The 25,170-nt window shown below is 74.5% G+C and carries 21 protein-coding genes; 16 read left to right on the top strand and 5 right to left on the bottom strand.

Annotated features, from left to right (window positions below; all coding sequences use genetic code 11):
* Positions 1-40 precede the first annotated feature (40 nt).
* Positions 41-919, top strand: coding sequence for a formylglycine-generating enzyme family protein (locus ACTJIY_RS02470; protein WP_440672932.1), 879 nt, complete (start codon positions 41-43; stop codon positions 917-919).
* A gap of 11 nt (positions 920-930) precedes the next feature.
* Positions 931-4,323 (top strand): AfsR/SARP family transcriptional regulator, encoded by a 3,393-nt coding sequence (locus ACTJIY_RS02465; protein ID WP_440672933.1) that lies wholly within the window; start codon positions 931-933, stop codon positions 4,321-4,323.
* Positions 4,324-4,394: 71 nt separating this feature from the next.
* Here the strand turns inward: ACTJIY_RS02465 and ACTJIY_RS02460 are convergent, their stop codons facing one another.
* Positions 4,395-5,255 (bottom strand): ABC transporter permease, encoded by an 861-nt coding sequence (locus tag ACTJIY_RS02460; RefSeq protein WP_440672934.1) that lies wholly within the window; start codon positions 5,253-5,255, stop codon positions 4,395-4,397.
* Complete coding sequence (locus tag ACTJIY_RS02455) at positions 5,252-6,295, bottom strand: ATP-binding cassette domain-containing protein (protein WP_440672935.1); 1,044 nt, start codon at positions 6,293-6,295, stop codon at positions 5,252-5,254. Before ACTJIY_RS02455 ends, ACTJIY_RS02460 begins: the two co-directional genes overlap by 4 nt.
* Positions 6,296-7,034: 739 nt before the next feature.
* Here ACTJIY_RS02455 and ACTJIY_RS02450 point away from each other — a divergent pair.
* The gene (locus tag ACTJIY_RS02450) at positions 7,035-8,009 is read left to right on the top strand and encodes a patatin-like phospholipase family protein (RefSeq protein ID WP_440672937.1); all 975 of its coding nucleotides are present in this window, start codon (positions 7,035-7,037) and stop codon (positions 8,007-8,009) included.
* Positions 8,010-8,072: 63 nt separating this feature from the next.
* On the opposite strand, the gene ACTJIY_RS02445 is transcribed toward ACTJIY_RS02450, so the two are convergent.
* From ACTJIY_RS02445 to ACTJIY_RS02435, 3 genes are all read right to left on the bottom strand, one after another.
* A complete protein-coding gene (locus tag ACTJIY_RS02445) occupies positions 8,073-9,035 on the bottom strand; it encodes a COX15/CtaA family protein (protein ID WP_440672938.1) in 963 nt (320 codons plus the stop codon).
* Between the two features lie 65 nt (positions 9,036-9,100).
* The gene (locus ACTJIY_RS02440; RefSeq protein ID WP_440672939.1) at positions 9,101-9,907 is read right to left on the bottom strand and encodes an ABC transporter permease; all 807 of its coding nucleotides are present in this window, start codon (positions 9,905-9,907) and stop codon (positions 9,101-9,103) included.
* Entirely contained in the window at positions 9,904-10,869 is a 966-nt protein-coding gene (locus ACTJIY_RS02435) for an ABC transporter ATP-binding protein (RefSeq protein WP_440672940.1), read from the bottom strand. Before ACTJIY_RS02435 ends, ACTJIY_RS02440 begins: the two co-directional genes overlap by 4 nt.
* 232 nt (positions 10,870-11,101) lie before the next feature.
* Between ACTJIY_RS02435 and ACTJIY_RS02430 the strand changes: the two genes are divergently transcribed.
* From ACTJIY_RS02430 to ACTJIY_RS02370, 13 genes are all read left to right on the top strand, one after another.
* Positions 11,102-11,848, top strand: coding sequence for a helix-turn-helix transcriptional regulator (locus ACTJIY_RS02430; protein WP_253049010.1), 747 nt, complete (start codon positions 11,102-11,104; stop codon positions 11,846-11,848).
* Between the two features lie 103 nt (positions 11,849-11,951).
* The gene (gene sufB / locus ACTJIY_RS02425) at positions 11,952-13,412 is read left to right on the top strand and encodes a Fe-S cluster assembly protein SufB (protein WP_047234318.1); all 1,461 of its coding nucleotides are present in this window, start codon (positions 11,952-11,954) and stop codon (positions 13,410-13,412) included.
* 1 nt (position 13,413) lies between these two features.
* Positions 13,414-14,667, top strand: coding sequence for a Fe-S cluster assembly protein SufD (sufD, locus tag ACTJIY_RS02420; protein ID WP_253049013.1), 1,254 nt, complete (start codon positions 13,414-13,416; stop codon positions 14,665-14,667).
* Positions 14,664-15,008: a non-heme iron oxygenase ferredoxin subunit gene (locus ACTJIY_RS02415; RefSeq protein ID WP_047234320.1), complete on the top strand. Its 345-nt coding sequence runs from the start codon at positions 14,664-14,666 to the stop codon at positions 15,006-15,008. The genes sufD and ACTJIY_RS02415 overlap by 4 nt, the downstream gene beginning before the upstream one ends.
* A 67-nt stretch (positions 15,009-15,075) precedes the next feature.
* Positions 15,076-15,858: a Fe-S cluster assembly ATPase SufC gene (gene sufC, locus ACTJIY_RS02410; RefSeq protein WP_253049016.1), complete on the top strand. Its 783-nt coding sequence runs from the start codon at positions 15,076-15,078 to the stop codon at positions 15,856-15,858.
* Positions 15,859-15,887: 29 nt separating this feature from the next.
* Positions 15,888-17,219 carry a cysteine desulfurase gene (locus tag ACTJIY_RS02405; protein ID WP_440672941.1) on the top strand — a complete coding sequence of 444 codons (1,332 nt, stop codon included), beginning with the start codon at positions 15,888-15,890 and terminating at the stop codon, positions 17,217-17,219.
* An 11-nt stretch (positions 17,220-17,230) separates the two neighbouring features.
* Positions 17,231-17,767: a Fe-S cluster assembly sulfur transfer protein SufU gene (gene sufU, locus ACTJIY_RS02400; RefSeq protein ID WP_253049021.1), complete on the top strand. Its 537-nt coding sequence runs from the start codon at positions 17,231-17,233 to the stop codon at positions 17,765-17,767.
* On the top strand, positions 17,764-18,117 hold the full coding sequence (locus tag ACTJIY_RS02395) for a metal-sulfur cluster assembly factor (RefSeq protein ID WP_253049023.1): 354 nt from the start codon (positions 17,764-17,766) through the stop codon (positions 18,115-18,117). The genes sufU and ACTJIY_RS02395 overlap by 4 nt, the downstream gene beginning before the upstream one ends.
* Positions 18,118-18,316: 199 nt before the next feature.
* Entirely contained in the window at positions 18,317-19,762 is a 1,446-nt protein-coding gene (locus tag ACTJIY_RS02390) for a helix-turn-helix domain-containing protein (RefSeq protein WP_440672942.1), read from the top strand.
* Positions 19,763-20,122: 360 nt separating this feature from the next.
* On the top strand, positions 20,123-22,678 hold the full coding sequence (nirB, locus tag ACTJIY_RS02385) for a nitrite reductase large subunit NirB (RefSeq protein WP_440673201.1): 2,556 nt from the start codon (positions 20,123-20,125) through the stop codon (positions 22,676-22,678).
* Positions 22,675-23,061: a nitrite reductase (NAD(P)H) small subunit gene (locus ACTJIY_RS02380; RefSeq protein WP_440672943.1), complete on the top strand. Its 387-nt coding sequence runs from the start codon at positions 22,675-22,677 to the stop codon at positions 23,059-23,061. Before nirB ends, ACTJIY_RS02380 begins: the two co-directional genes overlap by 4 nt.
* A 149-nt stretch (positions 23,062-23,210) precedes the next feature.
* Positions 23,211-24,443, top strand: coding sequence for a glycosyltransferase (locus ACTJIY_RS02375; protein ID WP_440672944.1), 1,233 nt, complete (start codon positions 23,211-23,213; stop codon positions 24,441-24,443).
* Positions 24,433-25,107 (top strand): lysophospholipid acyltransferase family protein, encoded by a 675-nt coding sequence (locus tag ACTJIY_RS02370; protein WP_440672945.1) that lies wholly within the window; start codon positions 24,433-24,435, stop codon positions 25,105-25,107. Before ACTJIY_RS02375 ends, ACTJIY_RS02370 begins: the two co-directional genes overlap by 11 nt.
* Positions 25,108-25,170: the final 63 nt, after the last annotated feature.

The following is a 25,170-nucleotide window of genomic DNA, read 5'->3' as shown; positions in this document are numbered from 1 at the left end:
GCCGCCGGCCCCCGCACCGGTTCCGGTAGCGTCCTGGGGCGTGGGCTCTCCTCTTCCCGACCTCGTCCCGGTCCCGGGCGGCCGGATCGACGTCGTCGACGCGCGCACCCGGGAGTCACGACCCGTCGTCCTGGAACCGTTCCACGTCGCTCGCACCCCCGTGACCGTCGGCCAGCACCGGGCCGTGCTCGCCGCCGACCCGCTCCGGCCTCGACGCGGGCCGTCGGCCGACGGGCGCCCACGCTCCACGGCGGAGGAGCAGGACCGCACGTCCGGGGAGCCGGACGACGTCCCCGTGCACGGGGTGACGTGGTTCGAGGCGGTGCTCTGGTGCAACGCGGCCTCCCGGGTGGCGGGCCTGGACCCCGCGTACCGGGTCGAGGGTCGGGACGTGCGCTGGGACGTGCGGTCGGCGGGCTACCGGCTCCCGACCGAGGCCGAGTGGGAGCACGCGTGCCGCGGCGGGACGTCCGGTCCGCGCTACGGTCCGATCGGTGACGTCGCCTGGACCGCGGACGACGACGCCGACGGTCCTCGGCCCGTCGCCACGCGGCTCCCGAACGCGTTCGGTCTGCACGACGTGCTCGGCAACGTCTGGGAGTGGTGCTGGGACTACGCCGACACGGCGCGCTACGGCGAGTACCGGAGCCTGCGCGGCGGTGGCTGGGCGGACCGGCCGTGGAGCGTGCGCGCGGGGGTGCGCCGCGGCAGCGCGCCCGACGCGCGGATCGAGGACGTCGGGCTGCGGGTCGCGCGGGGCGCCGTGGGCGAGCCGGGCGTCCCCGTCGCCCAGGGCTGGTCGGACGCGGCGGACCGCGCCCGGGCGCACGTCCCCGGCCTCCTGCCGCTCGGATGGACGCCGTTGACGTTCCCGCCCGCCGCCGGGGACGCCGCCGCCGTCGTCGGTGCCGAGGACTAGGCTCTGACGACGTGCCCGCACCCGACACCCCGACCCCACCGGGGGACGCGCGCGTCCGCGTCCTCGGACCGGTACGGGTCCCGGGAGCGGACGGCGCGTCCGTCGTCCCGCGCGGGTCGCGGGCGTCCGCGCTCGTCGCCGCGCTCGCGCTCGCGGGTGGTCGGGCGCTGGGCGTGACGACGCTCGTCGAGGACCTGTGGGGGCCCGACGCGCCGCAGGACCCGCGCGCCGCGCTCCAGAGCCTCGTCTCCCGGCTCCGGCGGGACGCCGCGCCCGGGACCGTCCTCTCGCGCGCGGGCGGCTACGCCCTCGGGGTGCCGAGCGACCTGGACCACGCCCGTCGCGCGCTCGCGGACGCCCGGACCGGGACGCGTCCCGGCACCGCGCGCCGGGCCGCGGGGGACGCGGGGGATGCGGCGACCGTCGCCGACCTGCGGGCCGCGCTCGCGCTGTGGCACGACGAGGAGCCGGGCGCCGACGTGCCCGGACCCGTCGGGCACGCGCTGCGCGTGGAGGCGGCGCGGCTGCACGACGGGCTGACGGCCGCGCTGCGGTCGGCCGCGGCCGCCGCCGGGGACCAGGAGACCGTCGTCGCGCTCGCGACGGCGGCGCTCGACCGCGACGAGACCGACGAGGACGCCGCGCGCGACCTCATGACGGTCCTCGCGGCGTCGGGCCGGAAGCGCGAGGCGCTCGCCGCGTACGCGCGCGTCCGCCACGCGCTCGTCCGCGAGCTCGGCACGGACCCGGCCCCGGACCTCCAGCGGCTCGCCGCCGCCCTGCTCGACCCTCCGTCCGGTGCGGGCGCCCCGGCGCCGTCGTCTGCCGCGGCACCGTCCGGCGGCCCTGACGCCGCGGCCCCGGTGCCCGGCAGGGCCCCGGGCGCCCGCGTCACGCAGGTGCGTGGCGTGCGCGTGGCGCCCGACGCGCTCGTCGGCCGGGACGAGGACGTCGACCGCGTGTGGGACACGCTCGCCCGGTCGCGGCTCGTCACGGTGCTCGGTCCGGGCGGGCTCGGCAAGACGCGCCTCGCGCAGGAGGTCGCGCGTCGCGCCGCCGCGACCGGGTCCGCCGACCTCGTGGTCGTCGTCGAGCTCGCGGGCGTGCGGTCCGACGAGGACGTCGTCGTGGCTCTCGCGGACGGGCTGGGGATCTCGCCACCCGCGCGCACGGGGCGGCTCGCCGACCGCCTGGCGGCGCCGGAGCTGCGCGAGCAGGTGCTCGAGCGCGTGCGGGGGCGCGACGTCCTGCTCGTCCTGGACAACTGCGAGCACGTGCTCGACGGCGCGGCGCGCTGGACCGCCGACCTGCTCGGCGCCGCACCGCACCTGGCCGTCCTCACGACGAGCCGGTCGCCCCTGCGGCTCCCGGCCGAGCACGTGTACCCCCTCGACGCCCTGGGAGCGGACGGTGGGGCCGGGCCTGCCGTGCGTCTCTTCGTCGAGCGTGCGCGCGCCGTCCGGCCCGGCGCGAGCCTGCCCCCTGACGTCGTCGCCCGGTTGTGCGACCGGCTCGACGGTCTCCCGCTCGCGATCGAGCTCGCCGCGGCCCGCGTGCGCACCATGAGCGTCGAGGACGTCGAGCGGCACCTCGACGAGCGTTTCGCGCTGCTGCGTTCCGGCGACCGGCTCGCCCCCGACCGGCACCGCACGCTCGAGGCCGTGATCGAGTGGAGCTGGAACCTGCTTGCGGAGACCGAGCAGGACCTGCTGTGCCGTGCGGCCGTGTTCCCCGACGGGTTCTCGGCCGAGGCGGCGCAGGCCGTGGCCGGTGGCCCGTCCTCGGGAGCGGTGCTCGGCGCGCCGGCGTGGGGGATCCTGGACGCGCTCGACGGGCTCGTCGCCCAGTCCCTCCTGCGGGTCACCGAGGACGACGGGGTAGTGCGCTACCGGATGCTCGAGACCGTGCGGGAGTTCGGCGCCCTGCGGCTCCAGGACGCGGGCACCACGGCCACGGCGCGCGAGGCCGTGCAGCGCTGGGCCGCCGCGCTCGCGGACCGCTGCGCGGACGCGCTCGTCGGGGGCGACCAGGCCGCCGCCGCGACCGACCTGCGGCGCGAGCAGGAGAACCTCCTCTTCGCGCTCCGCGAGGCCGTCCAGGACGGGCGACCCGACGTCGTCGTGCGGGTGTTCGCGGCGCTCATGGGGTCCTGGCTCCTCCTCGGCATCGAGGACCAGGCCGCCGGGCTCGTGGAGGTCGTGCTCGACTCCGTCGTGGGCTGGGCCGTCCCGCCCGAGGACGTCCAGCCCGCGGCGCTCGCGCTCGCCGCGGTCGCCGGCGCCGGGGCGTTCGCGCGCCCCGAGCTCACCGCCCGGGCGCTGGGGAGGCTGCGCCGCCTCCTGCGCTGGCCCGACGTCGGGCGACGCACCCGGGCGTTCGCGCGGCTCCTGACGGTGCGCAGCACCGAGGAGATGGAGGCGACGCTCGCGAGCCTGCGGGCGGACGACGACGCGTTCGTCGCGATGCTGGCCGAGTTCACGACGGCACAGATGGCGGAGAACGAGGGGCGCCTCGCCGAGGCGCGCTTGTGGGGCGCGCTCGCGCACGAGCGCGCGGTCGCCCGATGCGACGTCGCGGCGCGCGCGACGACGGCGATGTTCCTCGCCTCGTGCGCGAGCGAGGCGGGCGACGCGGAGGACGTCGGACGCTGGGCCGAGGCGGCGCGCGACCACCTGCGCGCGCTGGGCGCGACGGCGACGTTGCAGCAGCTCGACTGGGTGGAGATGTCGGCCGCGGTGACGCTCGGCGAGACGGAGCGCGCCGAGCGGATGCTCGCGGCGCTCGACGGCACGGTGGGCGGCACGGACGTCCCGCCCGACACGCGGTCCGTCGTCGCCATGGGCCGGGCGGAGGTCGCGGCGATGCACGGTGACGACGACGCGGCCCTCGCGCTCTACGGCGAGGCCGCCGCCTCGTTCGACGACGAGGCGCGCTGGTCGCCCTGGTACGTCCTGCTCGTCTCGTCGTGGCTCGTGCGCCTCGCGGCGGCCAGGTCCGCGCTGGTCCCGACCGTCGCCCACGAGCTCCGGTCGCTCGTGCTCGGGATGCACCGGGCGCGGCCGCACTTCGTGGACTACCCGGTCGTCGGGACGTCGTTCCTCGCGCTCGGCGTCGCCTCCGTACCCGGTGCGGAGGGCACGCCGGACGCGGGCGCGGCACGCGGGGCCCTCCTCGTCGCGCTCGCCGAACGGATGGGCTCGCGCCAGGACCAACCGTCGCTGCGGCACGAGAACGCCTGGGCGCGGGTGACCGACGTCGCCGGTGCCGCGGTCGCGGAGCGCGCACGGGCCGAGGCTCGTGACCTGGACCGGGGCGAGCTCGCGCGCCGGGGCTTCGCGCTCCTCGACGAGGCCGAGGCCGAGCTCGAGGGCGACGCCGGCGGGGACCGCTCCCACGACGCCTGACGGCGGGGGGCCGGCACCTGCTCGGGTGCCGGCCCCGCCTGCGGGAAACCACCGTCGGGCGCCGGGGCCCGTCAGGCCTTGCGCATGTACGCACGCACGGTGAGCGGCGCGAAGACCGCGACGATGACCGCCGCACCGACGAGCGAGATCGCCGCGTCGGAGCCGAGCGTCCCGGTGTTCGCCAGCTCCCGGACCGCGGTGACGAGGTGCGACACCGGGTTGACGGTGACGAAGCCCTGGAGCCAGCCCGGCATCGTCTCCGGCTGGACGAACGCGTTCGAGAGGAACGTCAGCGGGAAGAGCACGATCATCGAGATGCCCTGCACGCTCGACGCCGTCCGCGCGACGACGCCGAAGAACGCGAAGATCCAGCTCACGGCCCACGAGCACACGATGACCAGCACGCCCGCGAGCACGACCGCACCGAGCCCGCCGCCCGGCCGGTAGCCCATGAGGTAGCCCATCGCGAACGTGAGGGTGGTCGCGATGAGGTAGCGGACCGTGTCCGCGAGGAGCGCACCCGACAGGGGCGCGATGCGCGCGATGGGCAGCGACCGGAAGCGGTCGAACACGCCCTTGTCCATGTCCTCGCGCAGCTGCGTGCCCGTGACGACCGACGTGGTGATGACCGTTTGCACGAGGATGCCCGGGATGATGATCGGCAGGTAGCTCGTGACGTCGCCCGCGATCGCCCCGCCGAAGATGTACGTGAACATCAGCGTGAAGAGGATCGGCTGCAGCGTCACGTCGAAGAGCTGCTCGGGCGTGCGCTTGATCTTCAGCAGACCGCGGTACGCCATGGTCAGCGTGTGGTCGGCGGTGGCGCGCAGCGACGTGCGGTCGGACAGCGCGCGGTCGGCACCGGCCTGGATGCGGGGCCGGGTCGCGACCGCCGCGCCGGTCGGGCCGGAGGTCGTGGTCGTGGTGGTCATCGCAGCGCCGCCTCTCGCGTCGCGGCCGCGCGGTCCTCGCGCGCGCCCGGGGTGTTGCCCGTGGATCCGGGCGCGCCGTCGCCGGCGGCCGCGTCGGGCTGCTCGGCGCCGTGCCCCGTGAGGGTGAGGAACACCTCGTCGAGGCTCGGCTTGTCCATGCTCAGCGAGCCGACCTCGATGCGGGCCTCGCGCAGGCGCACGAGGAGGTCCGTCACGACGTCCGGCCCGGAGACGGGCACGGTGAGCCGCCGCGCCTCGGGGGAGACCGTCGCGGCGAGGCCCAGCGTGCGCTCGACGATCTCGAGCGCGGGCGCCACGTCGGCGGCGTGGACCAGGGCGAGTTGCAGCGACTGGTCGCCGACGGCGTCCTTGAGGTCGTCCGCGGTGCCCTCGGCCACCACACGCCCACGGTCGATCACCGCGATCCGGTCCGCGAGCTGGTCCGCCTCGTCCAGGTACTGCGTCGTGAGCAGCACGGTCGACCCGCTCGCGACGAGGTCACGGATCGTCGACCACATCTGGGCCCGCGTGCGCGGGTCCAGACCCGTCGTCGGCTCGTCGAGGAAGATGAGCGGCGGCTGCGCGATGAGGCTCGCCGCGAGGTCCAGACGGCGGCGCATGCCGCCCGAGAAGTTCTTCAACGGGCGGGACGCCGCGTCCGTGAGGCCGAACGCCTCCAGCAGCTCGACCGCCTTGCGCCGGGCCTGCGTGCGTGACAGCCCGAGGAGCCGCGCGAAGATCACGAGGTTCTCCGTCGCGCTGAGCGTCTCGTCGACCGAGGCGTACTGGCCCGTCACGCCGATGAGCTGGCGCACCTTGTGCGGGTGCGCGACGACGTCGTGCCCGAACACCCGGGCGGTGCCCGCGTCCGGGCGCAGGAGCGTCGCGAGCATGCTGATGGTCGTGGTCTTCCCGGCACCGTTGGGCCCGAGGACCCCGTAGACGGTGCCGGTGCGCACGGTGAGGTCCACGCCGTCGACGGCGCGGTTCTCGCCGAAGACCTTCACGAGGCCGTGGGCCTCGATCGCGGGGGTGGTCATGTGTCCTCCTGGTCGGTGGGTTCACCACCCAGGCTCGACGCGCGCCCTCGCACCGCGCTGTCAGCGGAGCACCACCCGCTGTCACGCCGCTGTCACGCTCGCACCTGCCGAAGTAGAGCCGTGGTCGGCCGAGGTAGAGGCGTGGTCACCGTGCCCGACGGCGTGTGGTTGCCCTGGGTGGGCGGGGTGGGTGGTGGTGCCGCGTCTACCATCCGCCGCTCGTTCCTCGCGGCTCCCGCCAGGCCCGCCACGACGCGGCACCACCACCCACCCCGCCCGGCGTCGTCTCGCCCTGGTCTCCGCTACCTCGGGCGACTGCCCGCGGTGTCGGCCCGCCTGTGCCGTGCTGGCCCACGGGTGGGCCCGACCGTCGGGGCGACCGACTCGTCGGGCACGGCCTGGGCTCTTCCTCGGCAGACCACGGCCCTCCATCTGCAGACACGGCTCTACCCCGGTCCACCACGGCTCTACCCCGTGCGACGACGGCTCTCTTTCGGCAGGTGCGGTTCGTGCCGCGCGGGCCTGAGACCCGCCCGGTGAACGTCCTCCCGACGGCGGCAAAGGCCGTGTGCCGGGGCGGGCTGGCGTGCTAGCGTCGGGGCCGATCGTGAACCGAGCCGAGGGGGTGAGTCCCGTGAACGCTGTGTCCGTACCGGGCGCTCCCTCGCTGCCCACGATCGCGCGACGGCCGTAGTCGTCGTCGGGAGCGCTCGCCGCATCATCGCGAGAGGCGACTCCCATGAACACCACCACACCTTCTTCTGCACCGGGTACCTCTGCCGTAGGCCTCCCGGTACCTGACCTCCAGCCGTCCGATCCGGTCCCGACGACGGGTGAGCGCGCCCTCGTGCTCGGGGGCGGCGGGTCCACCGGCAACGCGTGGCTGATCGGCGTCGTCGCCGGTCTGGCCGACGCCGGGCTGGACGTGTCCACGACGGCCGACCTGACCGTCGGGACGTCGGCCGGTTCGACGACGGCGGCGCAGCTCGCCGGTGCGACGCCCGCGGAGCTGTACGCCGCCGCGCTGGTCGCTCCGACGCGCCCGCCCGCGGGGCCGGGCGGCCCGGACGCGGGCGGGGACCGCACGCGGCAGGCGGCGGACCAGATGGCGCGGACGGCCGCGATCATCGCCGGTGCCCAGGACGCGGCCGACATGCGCCGCAGGCTCGGGGCTGCAGCGCTCGCGTTGCCCGGGGCGTCGGACGGGGCGGCCCGGTCGCGGTGGCGGGCGACCGTCGGTGCGCGCCTGCCCGACCCGTCCTGGCCCGGCCGGTCGGTGCTGCTCACGGCGGTCGACGCGCGGACCGGCGAGCCCGCCGTCTTCGACCGGCACAGCGGCGTCGACCTCGTCGATGCCGTCGCGGCGAGCTGCGCGAGCGGGTTCGCCTACCGGATCGGGGAGCGGCAGTACCTCGACGGCGGCTACCGCCGCAACGAGAACGCGGACCTGGCGGTCGGGCACCGGCGGGTGCTCGTGCTGTCGCCGTTCGGGGGCAGGACGCGGGCGCCGCTGGACTGGGGCCTCCAGCTCTCGGCCCAGGTCGACGAGCTGCGGGAACGGGGGAGCGAGGTCGAGGTGATCGTCCCGGGGCCCGCGGCCGACCACCTGTTCGGCCCGCAGGCAATGGACCTGTCGCTCCGGCCGGCCGCGGCCGAGGCCGGGTACGAGCGGGGCACCGCGCTCGCGGAGCACGTCGCCGCGCTCTGGCGCTGACCGGCGCCGACCGGCGCTGACCCAGCGGTGGCCCGGGCCGGTCAGGCCCGGGCCACCGGCCGCTCAGGCGCGGGTGCGCGTCGTGAGGACGACGCGCGTCGAGCCGGCGACGAGGAGCGCCGAGCCGAGCATGTGCAGGCCGACGAGGAGCGCCGGCAGGCCCGTGAAGTACTGCACGTATCCGATCAGGCCCTGCCCCAGCGTGATGGCGAGCAGGATCCAGGCCGCGCGGCGCACCTGCTCGGGGCCGCGACGGACGCTCACGAGGTAGGCGACGAGGACGGCGACGAACACCCACACGGCCCACGCGTGGATCTTGCTCATGAGCGCGGGGTCGACGGCGAGGCGGTACCCGACCTCCTCGTCGCCGCTGTGCGGGCCCGCCCCCGTGACGACGACGCCGAGGACGACGACCAGCGCCGTCAGCCCGTACAGGGTCCAGGCGAGCGTGCGCGAGCGCGGGGCGACCGTCGGGACGGGCGGCCCGTCGCCCTCCCCGGACCGGTGCAGGAGGAGCAGCGAGACGGAGACGAGCGCGGCCGAGACGACGAAGTGCAGCGACACCCAGCCCGGGTGCAGGTGGAGCAGGACGATCACGCCGCCGATGACGGCCTGCGCGGCGACGCCGAGGAGGGGGACGGCACCGAGGAGCCGGTAGGACAGGACGCGGGACCGGTCGGTCCACACGAGGACCAGCGCGGCGATCGCGATGACGCTCAGCACCCCGGTGAGCGTGCGGTTCCCGTACTCCACGAACTGGTGGTACGTCGTCTCGGGGTGGAACTTCGCGGCGAACTGGCCCGGCTCGCACTGCGGCCAGGTCGAGCACCCGAGCCCCGAACCCGTGAGTCGCACGGCGCCGCCCGTCACGATGATGCCGATCTGCGCCACGAGGTTCGCGACGAGCACCGGCCGGGTCCAGCGGCGCAGCGGCGCGAGCCGGTCCGGTCGTGCGGCGCCGCCACCGGCGGCGCCTGCGGGGCTGTCGGCGGGAGCGGGGTCGAGCGCGGGGGGCGGGGTGCTCACGGTCCCACGGTATCGGGACGACCGTGCAGCCCCGGAACCCAGCGCGTGTGAGATGCGCCCGGACCTCAGGTCCAGCGGAAGAGCTTGCCCGCGCCCCAGCCGAGCGCCGCGGTCCAGCCGAGCAGCACGACGACGGAGAAGGGCGGCACGGCGCCGTCGAGCAGCGCGCCGCGCATCGCCTCGCCCAGCGCCCCGGACGGCAGCAGGAGCGCGACGTGCTCGAGCGGGCCGGGGAGCTGGTCGGCCGGGACGAGGACGCCACCGCCGACGGTGAGCAGCACGAGCACGAGGTTCGCGACGGCGAGCACGCCCTCGGCGCGCAGCGTCCCGGCGAGCAGCATCGCGAGCGACGTGAACGCCGCCGTCCCGAGCAGCACGGCGAGCAGGGCCGCGGGGATCCCGGCGGGGTCGGGCTGCCAGCCGAGCGCGAGCGCGACGGCCGTGATGACCACGACCTGTACGACCTCGACGGCGAGGACGCCGAGCACCTTCCCGGCGAGCAGGCCGCCGCGGCCCAGCGGCGTGGTCGACATGAGGCGCAGCACGCCGTTGCGGCGGTCGAACGCGGTCGCGATGGCCTGCGACGTGAACGCCGTCGACATCACGGCGAGCGCGAGGACGCCGGGCGTCACGAAGTCGACGCGCGTCGCGCCGCCCGTGTCGAGGTCGACGAACGACGTGAGCACCAGCCCGAGCAGGAGCATGACGGGCAGGATGATCGTCACGAGGAGCTGCTCGCCGTTGCGCAGGATCATGCGCGTCTCGAACGCCGTCTGGGCGACGACGCGGCGCCACGCGGGAGCGGCGAGCTCCGTGCTCGGGGTCTGGCTCGGGTCCTGGGTCTCCGACGTGGTCTTCGGGGTCGCGCTCATCGCAGGTGCCGTCCCGTGAGGTCGAGGAACACGTCCTCGAGCGTGCGGCGGCCCACGGTGACGCGCGAGGCGAGGACGCCGCGCGCGGCGAGCCACGTCGTCAGCGCCACGAGCGTCGCGGGGTCGGCGGGCCCGGTGAGGGTGTACGAGCCGGGCTGCGGCTCGGCGACGCTCCACGCGGCGGGTGCGCCCGCGCCGTCGGGCAGACCCGCCCCGGCGAGGGCCTCGCTCAGGCCGGCGAGGCCGAGCCCGGGGGTGGCCTCGAAGCGCACGGTGCGGTCCGCCTCGCCGTCGGCCCCGGTCTCGAGCAGGTCGCGCGTCGCGCCCGCGGCGATGACCTTGCCGTGGTCGACGACGTACACGTGGTCGGCCAGGTCCTCCGCCTCGTCCATGAGGTGCGTCGTGAGGACGATGCCGACGCCCTCCGCGCGCAGCTCGCGCACGAGCTCCCACACGGCGTGCCGGCTCTGCGGGTCCATGCCCGCGCTCGGCTCGTCGAGGAAGACGACCTCCGGGCGCCCGACGATCGCCGCGGCGAGCGCGAGGCGCTGCCGCTGCCCGCCGGACAGCCGTCGCACGGTCGTGCGCGCGAAGCTCTCCAGCCCCAGGCGCTCGGTGAGCTCGCCGACGTCGCGCGGCCGCGCGTACATCGAGGCGACGTGCCGCAGCATCTCCAGGGCGCGCACGCCCGTCGGGAGCCCGCCGTCCTGGAGCATGACGCCGACGCGCGGGCGCAGGTCGCGCGCGTCGGTCAGGGGGTCGAGGCCGAGGACCTCGACGCGCCCGGCGTCGGGGGAGCGCAGGCCCTCGCAGCACTCGACGGTCGTGGTCTTGCCGGCGCCGTTGGGGCCGAGCACCGCGGTGATCGCGCCGCGCTCGGCGGTGAGGGACACGCCGTCGACGACGGCACGACCGTCGTAGCGCTTGACGAGGTCGTGCACGAGCACGGCGGGGGCGGGCACCCGGCCGATTGTAGGGGGCGGGTCTGCCGCTCAGGACCCGGGCCCGGCCCGGACCGCACGGGTGTCGCGTACGCCACATCTCGACGCCTCCGGGGCGGTCTGAGGGTCGCCTTGCTTGCGTTCGGGCAATTAGGGAACAACCATGTTGTCTATATCGGTTCCAGATCTGTCACCCCGTTACAGGCCGCGCCACGCGCACGCGCGCCCACGGGACGCACCACGGGAGGTGAGCATGGCCGCAGGACCCGTCCGACCGGACGCGCTGCGCGCTGCCACCCCCGCGGTCGGGCAGGCGCCCAGCACCGTCCCGGCCACCGACGCCGACCGCCGCACGCGCGAGCGCGTGCTCGAGCTCGTCGCGAGCGCCGGTCCCGTGAGCGCTGCCGACCTCGCCGCGACGCTCGGGCTGACGCCCGCCGCCGTCCGGCGCCACCTCGCCCTCCTCGAGGAGGACGACCTCGTCGCCGTGCACGACGCCGGGCACCCCACCGGGATGCGCGGCCGCCCCGCGCGGCGGTACGTGACGACATCGGCCGGACAGGGCGAGCTCAGCGGCACCTACGCCGACCTCGCGACGCAGGCGCTGCGGTACCTGCGCGACGTCGCCGGGCCGGACGCCGTCGAGCGGTTCGCCCACGACCGGCTCGCCGAGCTCGCCGACCGCTACGAGGGTCGGCTCGACGCGGACGACGTCGAGGGCCGGGCCGCCCAGCTCGCGGCGGCGCTCGCGGACGACGGGTACGCGGCGAGCGTGCGCCCCGTCCCCGGCACGTCCGCGGTGCAGCTCTGCCAGGGGCACTGCCCGGTGCAGCACGTCGCGGAGGAGTTCCCGCAGCTCTGCGAGGCGGAGGCGCAGGTCTTCGCCAGGCTGCTCGGCTCGCACGTGCAGCGGCTCTCGACGCTCGCGACGGGCGCGCACGCGTGCACGACGAACGTCCCCGTCCGGGCGCGCGGCCGCCCGACGTCGGGCGAGACCTGACCCGAGGGGCGCGCCGCCGCCCCGAGGCCACGAACGACATCCCCCGCAAGAACCCTTGTACCGACTGCCCCCGCCCGCAACGACGGACAGTGGAAGGACGACCATGAGCGCTCCCACCCAGGACGCCACCGGCACGGCCCAGCCGACCGGTGAGAAGCAGACCGACGACGAGATCATCGCCTCGATCGGTGCCTACGGCTACGGCTGGCACGACAGCGACGCCGCCGGCGAGGCCGCGCAGCGCGGCCTGTCCGAGGACGTCGTGCGCAACATCTCGGCGCTGAAGAACGAGCCCGAGTGGATGCTCAAGACGCGGCTCAAGGCCCTGCGCCTCTTCGACAAGAAGCCCATGCCGAGCTGGGGCTCCGACCTCACGGGCATCGACTTCGACAACATCAAGTACTTCGTGCGCTCCACGGAGAAGCAGGCCGCCTCGTGGGACGACCTGCCGGAGGACATCAAGGAGACGTACGACAAGCTCGGCATCCCCGAGGCGGAGAAGCAGCGCCTCGTCGCGGGCGTCGCCGCGCAGTACGAGTCCGAGGTGGTCTACCACCAGATCAACGAGGAGCTGGAGCGCCAGGGCGTCATCTTCCTCGACACGGACACCGCGCTGCGCGAGCACCCGGAGCTCTTCCAGGAGTACTTCGGCACCGTCATCCCGTCGGGCGACAACAAGTTCGCGGCGCTCAACTCGGCCGTGTGGTCGGGCGGGTCGTTCGTCTACGTGCCGCCGGGCGTGCACGTCGAGATCCCGCTGCAGGCCTACTTCCGCATCAACACGGAGAACATGGGCCAGTTCGAGCGGACGTTGATCATCGCGGACGAGGGCTCGTACGTGCACTACGTCGAGGGCTGCACCGCGCCGATCTACTCGTCCGACTCGCTGCACTCCGCGGTCGTCGAGATCATCGTCAAGAAGAACGCCCGCGTGCGGTACACGACCATCCAGAACTGGTCGAACAACGTGTACAACCTCGTGACCAAGCGGGCGACCGCGGCCGAGGGCGCGACGATGGAGTGGGTCGACGGCAACATCGGCTCCAAGGTCACCATGAAGTACCCGGCGATCTACCTGCTCGGCGAGCACGCGCGCGGCGAGACGCTCTCGATCGCGTTCGCGGGCGAAGGCCAGCACCAGGACGCCGGGGCCAAGATGGTCCACGCGGCGCCGCACACGTCGTCGTCCATCGTGTCGAAGTCGGTGGCGCGCGGCGGTGGCCGCACGTCCTACCGCGGCCTCGTCCAGGTCCTCGAGGGCGCCTCGCACTCGGCCTCGACCGTGCTGTGCGACGCGCTGCTCGTCGACCAGATCTCCCGGTCCGACACCTACCCGTACGTCGACGTCCGCGAGGACGACGTGTCCATGGGGCACGAGGCGACGGTCTCGCGGGTGAGCGAGGACCAGCTGTTCTACCTCATGTCCCGAGGCATGGAGGAGACCGAGGCGATGGCCATGATCGTGCGCGGGTTCGTCGAGCCCATCGCGCGCGAGCTGCCCATGGAGTACGCGCTCGAGCTCAACCGCCTCATCGAGCTGCAGATGGAAGGGTCCGTCGGCTGATATGACCACCACCACCATTCCCGAAGAGGCCGGCCTGACCACCGACCACTCGCGCGCGCAGGCCGACGGGGCGCACTCCCACGGCGTGGTGCCGCAGGGCTCGCGCGCCGAGCGGCTGACGTCGTTCGACCTCGCCGACATCCCCGTGCCCTCCGGGCGCGAGGAGGAGTGGCGCTTCTCGCCCGTCGCACGCCTCGCGCCGCTGTTCGACGACAAGCTCGTCGGGCAGAGCGGCGGCGGTGACGTGCGCGTCACGGTCGTCGAGGCCCCCGAGGTCGAGGTCGCGATCGTCGGTCGCGACGACGAGCGGCTCGGCACCGCCGGCAAGCCCGGCGACCGCACCGCCGTGACGTCGTGGAACGCGTTCGAGCAGTCGACGGTCGTCACCGTGCCGAAGGAGGCCGTCGCCTCCGACGTCACGTCCGTGCGCGTCGAGGGCCACGGCTCCACGCCGACCGCGAGCCACGTGCTCGTGCGCGCCGAGCGCCACTCGGAGGCCGTCGTCGTGCTCGACCACGTCGGGACCGCGACGCTCAACGAGACGGTCGAGATCGTGGTCGAGGACGGTGCGCACCTCACCGTCGTCTCGGTCCAGGACTGGGCCGACGGCGCCGTGCACGCGTCGTCGCACCGTGCCCGCATCGGGCGCGACGCGCGGCTCAAGCACGTGGTCGTGACGCTCGGCGGCGACGTCGTGCGCATCACCCCGGACGCGACGTTCACGGCCGAGGGCGGCGACGTCGAGATGGTCGGCCTCTACTTCGCGGACGCGGACCAGCACCAGGAGCACCGCCTGTTCGTCGACCACGCCGTGCCGCGCTGCAAGTCGCGCGTGACGTACAAGGGCGCGCTGCAGGGCGAGGGCGCGCACGCGGTGTGGGTCGGGGACGTGCTGATCCAGGCCGAGGCCGAGGGCACCGACACGTACGAGCTCAACCGCAACCTCGTCCTCACGGACGGCGCGCGCGCGGACTCGGTGCCGAACCTCGAGATCGAGACGGGCGAGATCGAGGGCGCGGGTCACGCGTCCGCGACCGGCCGGTTCGACGACGAGCAGCTCTTCTACCTGCAGGCCCGCGGCATCCCGGAGGTCGAGGCGCGCCGCCTCGTCGTCCGCGGCTTCTTCGCGGAGCTCATCCAGGAGATCGGCGTCGCGTCGGTCGAGGAGCGCCTGCTCGAGGCGATCGAGCGCGAGCTGAGCAAGTCCATGTCGATCATCGACGGGAGCGCCGAGCTCGCCGAGGCGACGGCGTGACCGCACAGCCCGCCTGCACGACGTCCGACCTCGGCCCGGAGGAGGCGCTCCGCGTCGAGCTCCCGGCCGAGGACGGGCGCGTCGTCGAGGTCGCGGTCATCCGTGACGGCGACGGCGACTGGCACGCGATCTCGGACATCTGCTCCCACGGGGCGGTGTCCCTGTCGGACGGCGAGGTCGAGGGCTGCTTCGTCGAGTGCTGGCTGCACGGCTCGCAGTTCGACGTGCGGACCGGCATGCCGACCGCGCTGCCCGCGATGCGGCCCGTGCCCGTGTACCCGGTGACGGTCGACGGCGAGCAGGTGCTCGTCGACGTCGACCGCGTCGTCGCTCCCACCTGACCTACATCCTGAACTGGCGCGCCGAGCGCGCCCCACGGCTCACCAGAACCTCTTGGAGAAGAACCACATGTCCACTCTCGAGATCCGCGACCTGCACGTCAGCGTCGACACCAAGGAAGGGCCGAAGCCGATCCTGCGCGGCGTCGACCTGACGATCGCCAGCGGCGAGGTCCACGCCATCATGGGCCCGAACGGCTCGGGCAAGTCCACGCTCGCCTACTCGATCGCCGGCCACCCCAAGTACCAGGTCACCGGCGGCACCGTGACGCTCGACGGCGAGGACGTCCTCGCGATGAGCGTCGACGAGCGCGCCCGCGCGGGCCTCTTCCTCGCCATGCAGTACCCGGTCGAGGTCCCCGGCGTCTCCGTGTCGAACTTCCTGCGCACCGCGAAGACGGCCATCGACGGCGAGGCGCCCGCGCTGCGCCACTGGGTCAAGGACGTCAAGGGCGCCATGGAGCGCCTGCGCATGGACGACTCCTTCGCCGAGCGCTCGGTCAACGAGGGCTTCTCGGGTGGCGAGAAGAAGCGCCACGAGATCCTCCAGATGGAGCTCCTCAAGCCGAAGTTCGCCGTCCTCGACGAGACCGACTCGGGCCTCGACGTCGACGCGCTGCGCATCGTGTCCGAGGGCGTGAACCGCGTCCACGGCGCGACCGACGCGGGCATCCTGCTCATCACGCACTACACGCGCATCCTGCGCTACATCAAGCCGGACTTCGTCCACGTCTTCGTCGACGGCAAGGTCGCCGAGGAGGGTGGCCCGGAGCTGGCCGACCGCCTGGAGGAGGAGGGCTACGACCGCTACCTCTCCGGCGCCGTCGAGTCCGCCTCGGCCGCCTCGGCCTGAGCGGTCGCACCACGTTCGAGGAGACGACCATGACGACCACCGCGCACCCCGCGGAGCATCCAGCGGGGCAGCAGGCCGGTCCGCCGGCGCGCCTGACCGACGTCGAGCTCGCCGCCGTGCGGGCCGACTTCCCGCTGCTCGAGCGCACCGTGCGCGGTGGTCGTCCGCTCGTCTACCTCGACTCCGCGGCGACGTCGCAGAAGCCGCAGGTCGTCCTCGACACCGAGGTCGACTTCTACGAGGAGCGCAACGCGGCCGTGCACCGCGGCGCGCACCAGCTCGCCGAGGAGGCGACCGAGGCGTTCGAGGACGCCCGCGCGGACGTCGCGGCGTTCGTCGGCGCGCGCCCGGGCGAGATCGTCTGGACGTCCGGCGCGACGGCCGCGATCAACCTCGTCGCATACGGGATCTCGAACGCGACGCTCGGCCGCGGGGGAGAGGCGGCCCGCCGCTTCGCGCTCGCGCCCGGCGACGAGATCGTCATCACCGAGGCCGAGCACCACGCGAACATCGTGCCGTGGCAGGAGCTCGCGGCCCGCACGGGCGCCGTCCTGCGCTGGTTCGAGGTGGACGACGACGGGCGCGTGCGCGTCGAGGACGCCGCGACGGTCATCACGGAGCGCACGCGGATCGTCGCGTTCGCGCACGTGTCGAACGTGACGGGCGCGGTCACGCCCGTCGAGCCGATCGTGGCCCGGGCGCGCGAGGTCGGCGCTCTCACCGTGCTCGACGCGTGCCAGTCCGTGCCGCACCTGCCGGTCGACCTGCCCGCGCTCGACGTCGACTTCGCCGCGTTCTCGGCGCACAAGATGCTCGGGCCCACGGGGGTGGGCGTGCTGTACGGGCGGCGCGAGCTGCTCGAGGCGCTGCCGCCCGTGACGACCGGCGGGTCGATGATCGAGGTCGTCACGATGACCGAGTCGTCGTACATGGCGCCCCCGCAGCGGTTCGAGGCGGGCACGCAGCCCGTCGCGCAGGTCGTGGGGTTCGGCGCCGCGGCGAAGTACCTGCACGAGCTCGGCATGGACGGCGTCGCCGCGCACGAGCACGAGCTCGCCGCGGAGCTGCTGCGCATCGGGGAGATCCCCGGGGTGCGCATCATCGGCCCGCGCGAGCCCGAGGACCGGCTCGCCGTCGTGTCGTTCGTCGTGGACGGCGTGCACGCCCACGACGTCGGCCAGGTGCTCGACGACGCGGGCATCGCCGTGCGCGTCGGTCACCACTGCGCCCAGCCCCTGCACCGCCGGTTCGGCATCGCCGCGACCGCGCGCGCGTCCGCGTCGGTGTACACCTCGCGCGAGGACGTCGACGCGTTCCGGGAAGCATTGGCCGGGGTCCGCGCGTTCTTCTCGGTGGACTGAGAGAGGACCCGATGAGCTCGATCGAGCAGATGTACCAGCAGGTCATCCTCGACCACGCGAAGACCCCGCACGGCCGGGGCCTGGTCGAGGTGGCGGACGGCGCGGCGAGCGGCCAGTCGCACCAGGTGAACCCCACGTGCGGCGACGAGGTGACGCTGCGCGTCGAGCTCGCCGGGGACACGATCGACCGCGTGAGCTGGGAGGGGCAGGGCTGCAGCATCTCGCAGGCGTCCCTGTCCGTGCTCACCGACCTCGTGTCCGGCCGGCCCGTGACCGAGGCCGAGCACCTCGGCGAGGTGTTCCGCGAGCTCATGGGCTCGCGCGGCAAGGGCCTCGACGAGGCCGCGGAGGACGAGCTCGGCGACGCCACCGTGTTCACGGGCGTGTCGCGCTACCCTGCGCGTATCAAGTGCGCCCTGCTCGGCTGGGCCGCGCTGCGCGACTCGCTCGTCACCTCGGGCGCCCTGAGCGCCGTGGGCGACGCATCAACGGCAGCAGCTTCCGACGCGGCGCTCGCCGCGCGGGGAACGACGGAGGAGAACCGATGACCACCGAGACCGGCGCGCCCGCCGAGGGCGTCACGCCCAGCCCGCCGAACGTCGCCGACGTCGAGGAAGCGATGCGCGACGTCATCGACCCCGAGCTCGGCATCAACGTCGTCGACCTCGGCCTCGTCTACGGCATCCAGATCGACCAGAACAACCACGCCGTCATCGACATGACGCTCACGTCCGCGGCCTGCCCGCTGACCGACGTCATCGAGGACCAGTCCGCCCAGGCGCTCGAGGGCCTCGTCGACGGCTTCCGCGTCAACTGGGTCTGGATGCCGCCGTGGGGCCCGGAGAAGATCACGGCCGACGGCAAGGAGCAGCTCCGCGCGCTGGGGTTCAACGTCTGACGACCTGCCCCTCCGCCGACCGACGCCGCGTCCCCTCGGGGGCGCGGCGTCGTGCTGTTCGGAGCGGGGCGCGCGGCCCGCGAGCGTGCCGTCCCGCGGCGCCGCTGCTCACGATCCGATTGCGATCCTTCCGGTGCGTTGACGAGGAAGGTCCTGAGTGTTGGGATATGTGCGCCCACACCACTTTTCGGAGGATGACGTGACACAGCAGGACCAGACCGGCGCGGGCGGTTCCCCGCGGCAGGTGCGTTACCGCGGCCGGCACCTCCCGATGGTCGCGGTGGTCATCGCGGCGACCATCGCCACGGCGCTGGCGTACAGCGGCATGGTCCTGTTCGGTCTCGAGGTGGCGCACATGTCGCCGCTCGAGGCGTACGGGCTCGCGGGCTTCCTCGAGATCAGCCTCGTCGCGGTGGCGCTCATGGCGCGCAACGCGGCGCTGGAGGGCCGCCCGTACGGCGTGCTCCTCGCGCTGACGTGGGTGCTCTCGGGCACGTCGGGTCTGTTCGCCGCGCTGCACGAGGTCGCGGTCCCGACGGCGAGCACCCCGTACATGGTGGTGTTCCGGTTCGTGCCGCCGCTGGTGGCGGCGCTCATGTGGCACCTCGCCCTCGTGGGGGAGCGGCACATGGTGACGGGTCACACGCTCGAGGAGCGGCGTCGTGAGCTGCGCGTCCACGGGTACGTCTCCGCGCTGGAGCAGTGGCGCGACGCGCGCGCCGACAGCGCTGGCTCGCCCGCGGACCTGCGCAAGGTCCGGGCCGCGCACGAGCGGCAGCGCGCCGCGCGCGACGCGGCGCTCAAGCTGCTCACGGTCGAGGACTTCGAGCGCCGCATGCAGGTCTGGGTCGACCGCCTGGAGGCCGCGGAGCGCCACGGCAACCGTCTCGACCTGATCGGGGCGAGCTCCGTGAAGCGCGGCACCGCGCGCGGGTCGGCCGAGGCGCCTGCGGCGTCGGAGGTTCCCGCGGTGGTGGTCGCTCGGACGGTGGTGGCACCCGCAGAGGGGCTCGTCGAGGCGCACCGCCAGGAGACCCTTGCGCTGGAGCCCGCGCGCGACGCCGAGCTCCTCGCGGCGGAGGAGGCATCGCCGGCCGCCGAGCCGGTCCCGGACGAGGCCTCCGCCGCGTCGGACCAGGAGAGCCCGGAGGCCTTCGCGCCGGTCGAGGCACCCGCCGTCGCGCAGGACGACGAGCCGGTGGACGAGGCGGACGACGAGAAGCCCTACGTGCCGCAGACGGCGTTCGAGGCGCTCCCCGATCTCGAGGCGCGGGTCAAGGAGCTGTTCGGGCGCGCCCAGCCGCTCCCCTGGGACCAGCCCGTCCCGGAGGAGGACACCTCGGCGCCGGTCGTGGAGCCTCCGGCCGTGACGGGTCACACCCGGCGCGTCGAGGTCTTCGACCTCGTCGGCGGATCGACCGGCGCGTCGGCCCCGGCGACGGAGGCCGACGACACCCCCGTCGGCGAGGAGGACCCGACCGCGGAGCGCGACCGCCGCATCGTCGAGCTCGCCCGCCAGGGCATGAAGCAGGGCGAGATCGCCCAGAAGGTCTCGGCGTCGCGGTCGACCGTGAGCCGTGTCGTGCGCCGCTTCGAGGACCAGCGGCCCGTGGCCGACGACGACCGCGAGCTCGCGAACGCCTGACGCACGTCGTCGCGCCCGCCCGTCCGGCCACCTGGCCGACGCCGGACGCGCCCACCGACCGACGCCGCGCCCCCGTCCCGGGGGCGCGGCGTCGTGCCGTCCCGACCGCACCAGGGCAGCACGCGATGGCCTTCGATGGGGGTAGTGAGGACCTTGGTCCCAGACGGCTGATGTGGTCGGACCACCTCCCCTAGGGTCGGGAGCAGGGTTCCGGTCGCACACCGACCGGGACCTCGACGCAGCCCCCGCCTCTCGAAAGTGCTCCCCGTGGCCCCCCTCTCTCACGCCCCGTCGGACGCGGACGCGCCCGCCGCAGGCGGTCCCCTGGACGGCGACCGGATCGTCGTGGTCGGCGCCGGCATGACGGCCCACCGCCTGGTCGCGGGCCTGCGCTCGCGCGACCCCGAGGGCGGCTGGTCGCTCACGGTGATCGGCGACGAGCCGCACGAGCCGTACGACCGCGTGCACCTGTCGGAGTGGTTCGACACGCGCGACGCCCAGGCGCTCACGCTCGACGGCGCCGTGTGGGACGACCCGCGCGTCACGCTCGTCACGGGTGACGCGGTCGCGTCGCTCGACCGCACGGCGGGCGTCGTGACGACGCGTTCGGGCCGCCAGGTCCACTACGACCGCGCCGTGCTCGCGACGGGATCGTGGGCGTGGACGCCGCGCGCGGAGGGCACGGACCTGCCTGGGCTGTTCACCTACCGCACGCTGGACGACGTCGAGCGGCTGGCGGAGTGGGTGCGCCTGCGCGAGCGGACGCTGGGCCGGGCGGTGCGCGGCGTCGTCGTCGGCGGTGGCGTGCTGGGTCTCGAGGCCGCGGCGGCGCTCCAGCGGCTGGGTGCCGAGGCCACGGTCGTGGAGTTCGCCGACCGCCTCATGAGCGTCCAGCTCGACCAGGGCGGCGGTGAGATGCTGCGCCTGCTGATCGAGGACCTCGGCGTCTCGGTGCGCACGGGCGCGGGCGCCCACCGGTTCCTGCCCGCGGGCGACGGGTCCGTGGGGTCCGTCGAGCTGACCGACGGGTCCGCCCTGCCGACCGACGTCGTCGTCTTCTCCGTGGGCATCCGCCCGCGCGACCGCGTGGCGCGCGAGGCCGGCCTGGCCATCGGCGAGCGTGGCGGCGTCGTCGTCGGCGAGGCGTGCCAGACCTCCGACCCGGGCGTGTGGGCGATCGGCGAGTGCGCGTCGGTCGACGGCGTGTGCGCGGGCCTGGTCGCGCCGGGGAACGACATGGCGGACGTCGTCGTCGACCGCTTCCTGGGCGGCGAGCGCGTGCACCGCCGTGCCGACGACGGCACGAAGCTCAAGGGCGTGGGCGTCGAGGCGGCGTCGTTCGGCGACGTGAACGCGGTGAGCGCGGGCGCGCTGGAGGTGTCGTTCGTCGACCCGATCCACCGCCGCTACCGCAAGCTGGTGCTCTCGGACGACGCGACGACGCTGCTCGGCGGCGTGTTCGTCGGCGACATCGAGCTCTACTCCGCGCTGCGTCCCCTGCTCGGCCGCCCGCTCGGCGCCGACCCCGCCGCCGTCATCGCGCCCGACGGCGAGGGCCCGGCCGACACCGAGCTGCCCGACGAGGCCGTCGTCTGCTCGTGCAACAACGTCGACGCCGGGACGGTCCGCTCGGCCGTGACCGAGCACGGGTGCCGGACGATCGGTCAGGTCAAGGAGTGCACGACGGCCGGCACGGTGTGCGGGTCGTGCGTGCCCGCGCTCACCAAGCTGCTGAACGCCGAGCTCTCCCGGGCGGGCGTCACGGTCTCGGACGCGCTGTGCGAGCACTTCGCGATGTCCCGCGCCACGCTGTACCGGCTCGTCCGCGAGGAGGGCCTGCGTACGTTCACCGAGGTCGTCGCGGCGCACGGGACGGGACGCGGGTGCGCCGTCTGCCGCCCGACGGTCGCGTCGATCCTCTCGACGCTGCGTCGCGGGCACGTCCTGGAGGGCGAGCAGGCCGCGCTGCAGGACACCAACGACCACGTCATGGCGAACCTGCAGAAGAACGGCACGTACTCGGTGATCCCGCGGATGCCCGGGGGAGAGGTGCGCGCCGACCAGCTCCTGGAGTTCGCGAAGGTCGCCGACGACTTCGGGCTCTACGTGCGCGTCACCGGCGGCCAGCGGCTCGCGATGTTCGGCGCGCGGCTCGACCAGCTCCCGGAGATCTGGCGGCGCCTGACGGCCGTCGGCTTCGAGTCCGGGCACGCGTACGGCAAGTCCCTGCGCACGGTGAAGACGTGCGTCGGGCGCACGTGGTGCCGGTTCGGCGTGCAGGACTCGTCGGCGATGGCGGTCCGTCTCGAGCTGCGCTACCGCGGGCTCCGCTCGCCGCACAAGATCAAGCTCGGCGTCTCCGGGTGCGCGCGCGAGTGCGCCGAGGCGCGGGGCAAGGACGTCGGCATCATCGCGACCCACAAGGGCTGGAACCTCTACGTCGGCGGCAACGGCGGGGCCCAGCCGGCGCACGCCCAGCTCCTCGCCGAGGACCTCGACGACGAGACGCTGGTCCGCTACGTCGACCGGTTCCTCATGCTCTACGTCCAGGAGGCCGACCGCCTCCAGCGCACGGCGCCGTGGGTCGCGGAGCGCGCGGGCGGGCTGGAGGAGCTGCGGCGCGTCGTCGTCGAGGACTCGCTCGGGATCGCGGACCAGCTCGAGGCCGCGATGGCCGAGCACGTGCGCGACTACGAGGACGAGTGGGGCGCGACGCTCGCCGACCCGGCCAAGCTGCGCAAGTTCACGCCGTTCGTCAACGCGCCCGAGGCGATCGACGGCGACCTCGCGTTCGTCCCCGAGCGCGGCCAGGTCCGTCCCGCGGACGAGGGCGACGCCGTCGCCTACCCCGACCCGCGCGCCGCGCGCGACGTCGCGCTCGCCGCGGCCCGTGCCGAGCCGGAGGACGCCCGATGAGCACGTTCGTCGACATCTGCGCGCTGGACGACCTCGACCCCGAGCGGGGGGTCGGCGCGCTCCTGGGCGACACCCAGGTCGCCGTCTTCCGGCTCGCCGACGGCACCGTGCGCGCCGTCCAGCAGCGCGACCCGTACTCGGGCGCCAACGTCATGTCGCGCGGCCTCGTCGGCACGCACCGCGTGACCGGCGACGACGGCGAGGAGCGCGACGTCGACACCGTCACCACCCCCATGCTCAAGCAGGTGTGGGACGTCGACACCGGCGAGGTGCTCGACGCCGGGGGCAAGGACCGCAGGCCGTTGACGGTCTTCGCGGCGCACGTGCGCGACGGTCGCGTCCTGGTCGCCGCCGCGCCCGGGGCGTCCGCGCCCTCGCCCTGACCGGCGGGCACGCGCGCGGAAGGTCGCCCCGCGAGCACGGCACGACACGCGCCCGGCGGTCCGGCCCAGACCACGGGTGATCCCCTAGCCTGACGGCATCCCCGTCAGCAGGCGCGGACCACGCGCCGCGCGTCGCAAGGGAGCCGCGGGTGCGCGTCCTGCTCGTCATCGACCAGTTCGAGGATCCCACCAACGGGACCACGATCTCGGCCCGCCGCTTCGCGGTCGCCCTCCGCGAGCGCGGCCACGAGGTGCGCGTCGCGTGCTGCCGAGGCGCGGTCCGCCCGGGAGATGCCGCCCACGAGACCTCGGCGGACGACGTCGTGCACTACCGGCTCGAAGCGCTCGGCGTCCCGGGCTTCAACCGGGTGATCGCTGGCCAGGGGTGGGTGCTCGCCCAGCCCGACGACGACGTGCTGCGCGACGCCCTGGGGTGGGCCAACGTCGCGCACGTCATGTCGCCGTTCTGGCTCGGCTCCCGGGCCAAGCGGCTCGCGGACGCGCTCGGTGTCCCGTCCACCGCCGCGTTCCACGTGCAGCCGGAGAACGTCACCTACAGCCTCGGCCTGGGGCGGGTCGCGCCGCTGAACCACCTCGTGTACGCGGTGTTCCGGCCGTTCTACGACCGGTTCGGGCACGTCCACTGCCCCAGCCGGTTCATCGCCGGGGAGCTGCGCGACCACGGCTACCGGGCGGCGCTGCACGTGGTGTCCAACGGCGTCGACCCCGGGTTCGTCCCGCGCACGCTGCCGAAGAGCGCCGACCTGGCCGGCCGGTTCGTCATCACCATGACCGGGCGGCTCTCGCGCGAGAAACGGCAGGACGTGCTCCTCGACGCCGTCGGCCGGTCCCGGCACGCCGACCGCATCCAGCTCGTGCTCGCCGGGCGCGGTCCGCTCGCGGAGAGGTACGCCCAGCAGGGCGCGAGCCTGCTGCACCCGCCGCGGATCGGCTTCCTCGCCCAGGACTCGCTGCGGGACGTGCTGGCCATGAGCGACCTGTACGTGCACGCCGCCGACGCGGAGATCGAGGCGCTCGGCTGCCTCGAGGCCGTCGCCACCGGTCTCGTCCCGGTGATCTCCGACTCCCGTGCGTCGGCGACCGGGCAGTTCGCGCTCGACGAGCGCAGCCTCTTCCGTGCCGGGGACGCCGCAGACCTCGCGCGCGCGATCGACTACTGGATCGAGCACGACGAGGAGAGGACCCGCATGGGTGCGGCGTACGCGGCGGTCGGCCGGGAGCACGCGCTCGACGTGTGCGTCCCGCAGATCGAGGAGATGCTGCGCCAGGCCGTTCTCGAGGGAGGCGGCGCGGTCGACCCCGCGCCGGTCGACCGGGACGACGCCGCGGGCCGGGCGCCGGGGCGCTCGCATGAGCGCTGACCGCGGTCACGGGTCGGCGGCGCCGCGGCTCTGGAGCCGGTTCGACGCGGTCTTCTTCGACGTCGCGATGGCCGTCGTGCGGTGGTACGGGTACGTCGTCCACGGGCTCCGGGTCACGGGGCGCGAGCACCTCGCCGACGAGCGCGGCGGGGTCGTCACGGTCGCCAACCACGTGCACTACCTGGACGGCCCGTGGGTCGCCGGGCAGCACCGCGGCCGGCGCGCCGCCGTCGTCTCGCAGCCCTCGAACTTCCACCTGCCCGTGGCGGGCGTCCTGGTCAGCCACCTGCTCGCCGTCCCGCTGCCCCGCGGGCCGGGAGAGCTCTCCGCGTTCGAGGCGCGACTGCGGCGGACCGTCGACGCCGGCCAGGGCGTCCACTTCTTCCCCGAGGGCGCGCTGGTCATGTACGACACGACGCTGCGGCCGTTCCGGCGCGGTGCGTTCGTGTACGCCTGCCGGCTGGGCGTGCCTGTCGTGCCGATGGTCTTCACCTACGGCCGCCGGCCGTGGTGGCGCCCCCGGCCGCCGATCCACCTGACGATCCTCCCGGGCGAGCATCCCCGCGGCACCGCTCCCGCCGACATCGCCGAGCTCCTCGCCCGCTGCCGGGCCGCGATGGAGGCGGTCGTCGTGGAGGCTTCCGACGACGTGGCCCGGTGGTGAGGACGTCCGGGCCTACAATCGCTCGTCCCGGCAACGACGCCGGCAGCACCACCGAAGGAGTCC

Origin of the sequence: Cellulosimicrobium sp. 22598 (genome assembly GCF_052044445.1) — a bacterium.
GTDB lineage: Bacteria > Actinomycetota > Actinomycetes > Actinomycetales > Cellulomonadaceae > Cellulosimicrobium > Cellulosimicrobium cellulans_G.
The sequence above is the reverse complement of the archived record's forward strand: the minus strand, read 5'-3'. Positions and strand labels throughout refer to the sequence as shown.

Bases quoted from the DNA above. Each gene is read 5' to 3' on its own strand.
- ACTJIY_RS02370 (WP_440672945.1), top strand. From the start codon at position 24,433: ATGAGCGCTGACCGCGGTCACGGGTCGGCGGCGCCGCGGCTCTGGAGC.
- nirB (WP_440673201.1), top strand. From the start codon at position 20,123: ATGACGGCCCACCGCCTGGTCGCGGGCCTGCGCTCGCGCGACCCCGAG.
- ACTJIY_RS02405 (WP_440672941.1), top strand. From the start codon at position 15,888: ATGACGACCACCGCGCACCCCGCGGAGCATCCAGCGGGGCAGCAGGCC.
- sufD (WP_253049013.1), top strand. From the start codon at position 13,414: ATGACCACCACCACCATTCCCGAAGAGGCCGGCCTGACCACCGACCAC.
- ACTJIY_RS02455 (WP_440672935.1), bottom strand. From the start codon at position 6,295: ATGACCACCCCCGCGATCGAGGCCCACGGCCTCGTGAAGGTCTTCGGC.
- ACTJIY_RS02395 (WP_253049023.1), top strand. From the start codon at position 17,764: ATGACCACCGAGACCGGCGCGCCCGCCGAGGGCGTCACGCCCAGCCCG.
- ACTJIY_RS02430 (WP_253049010.1), top strand. From the start codon at position 11,102: ATGGCCGCAGGACCCGTCCGACCGGACGCGCTGCGCGCTGCCACCCCC.
- sufC (WP_253049016.1), top strand. From the start codon at position 15,076: ATGTCCACTCTCGAGATCCGCGACCTGCACGTCAGCGTCGACACCAAG.
- ACTJIY_RS02450 (WP_440672937.1), top strand. From the start codon at position 7,035: ATGAACACCACCACACCTTCTTCTGCACCGGGTACCTCTGCCGTAGGC.
- sufU (WP_253049021.1), top strand. From the start codon at position 17,231: ATGAGCTCGATCGAGCAGATGTACCAGCAGGTCATCCTCGACCACGCG.
- ACTJIY_RS02460 (WP_440672934.1), bottom strand. From the start codon at position 5,255: ATGACCACCACGACCACGACCTCCGGCCCGACCGGCGCGGCGGTCGCG.
- ACTJIY_RS02440 (WP_440672939.1), bottom strand. From the start codon at position 9,907: ATGAGCGCGACCCCGAAGACCACGTCGGAGACCCAGGACCCGAGCCAG.
- ACTJIY_RS02380 (WP_440672943.1), top strand. From the start codon at position 22,675: ATGAGCACGTTCGTCGACATCTGCGCGCTGGACGACCTCGACCCCGAG.
- sufB (WP_047234318.1), top strand. From the start codon at position 11,952: ATGAGCGCTCCCACCCAGGACGCCACCGGCACGGCCCAGCCGACCGGT.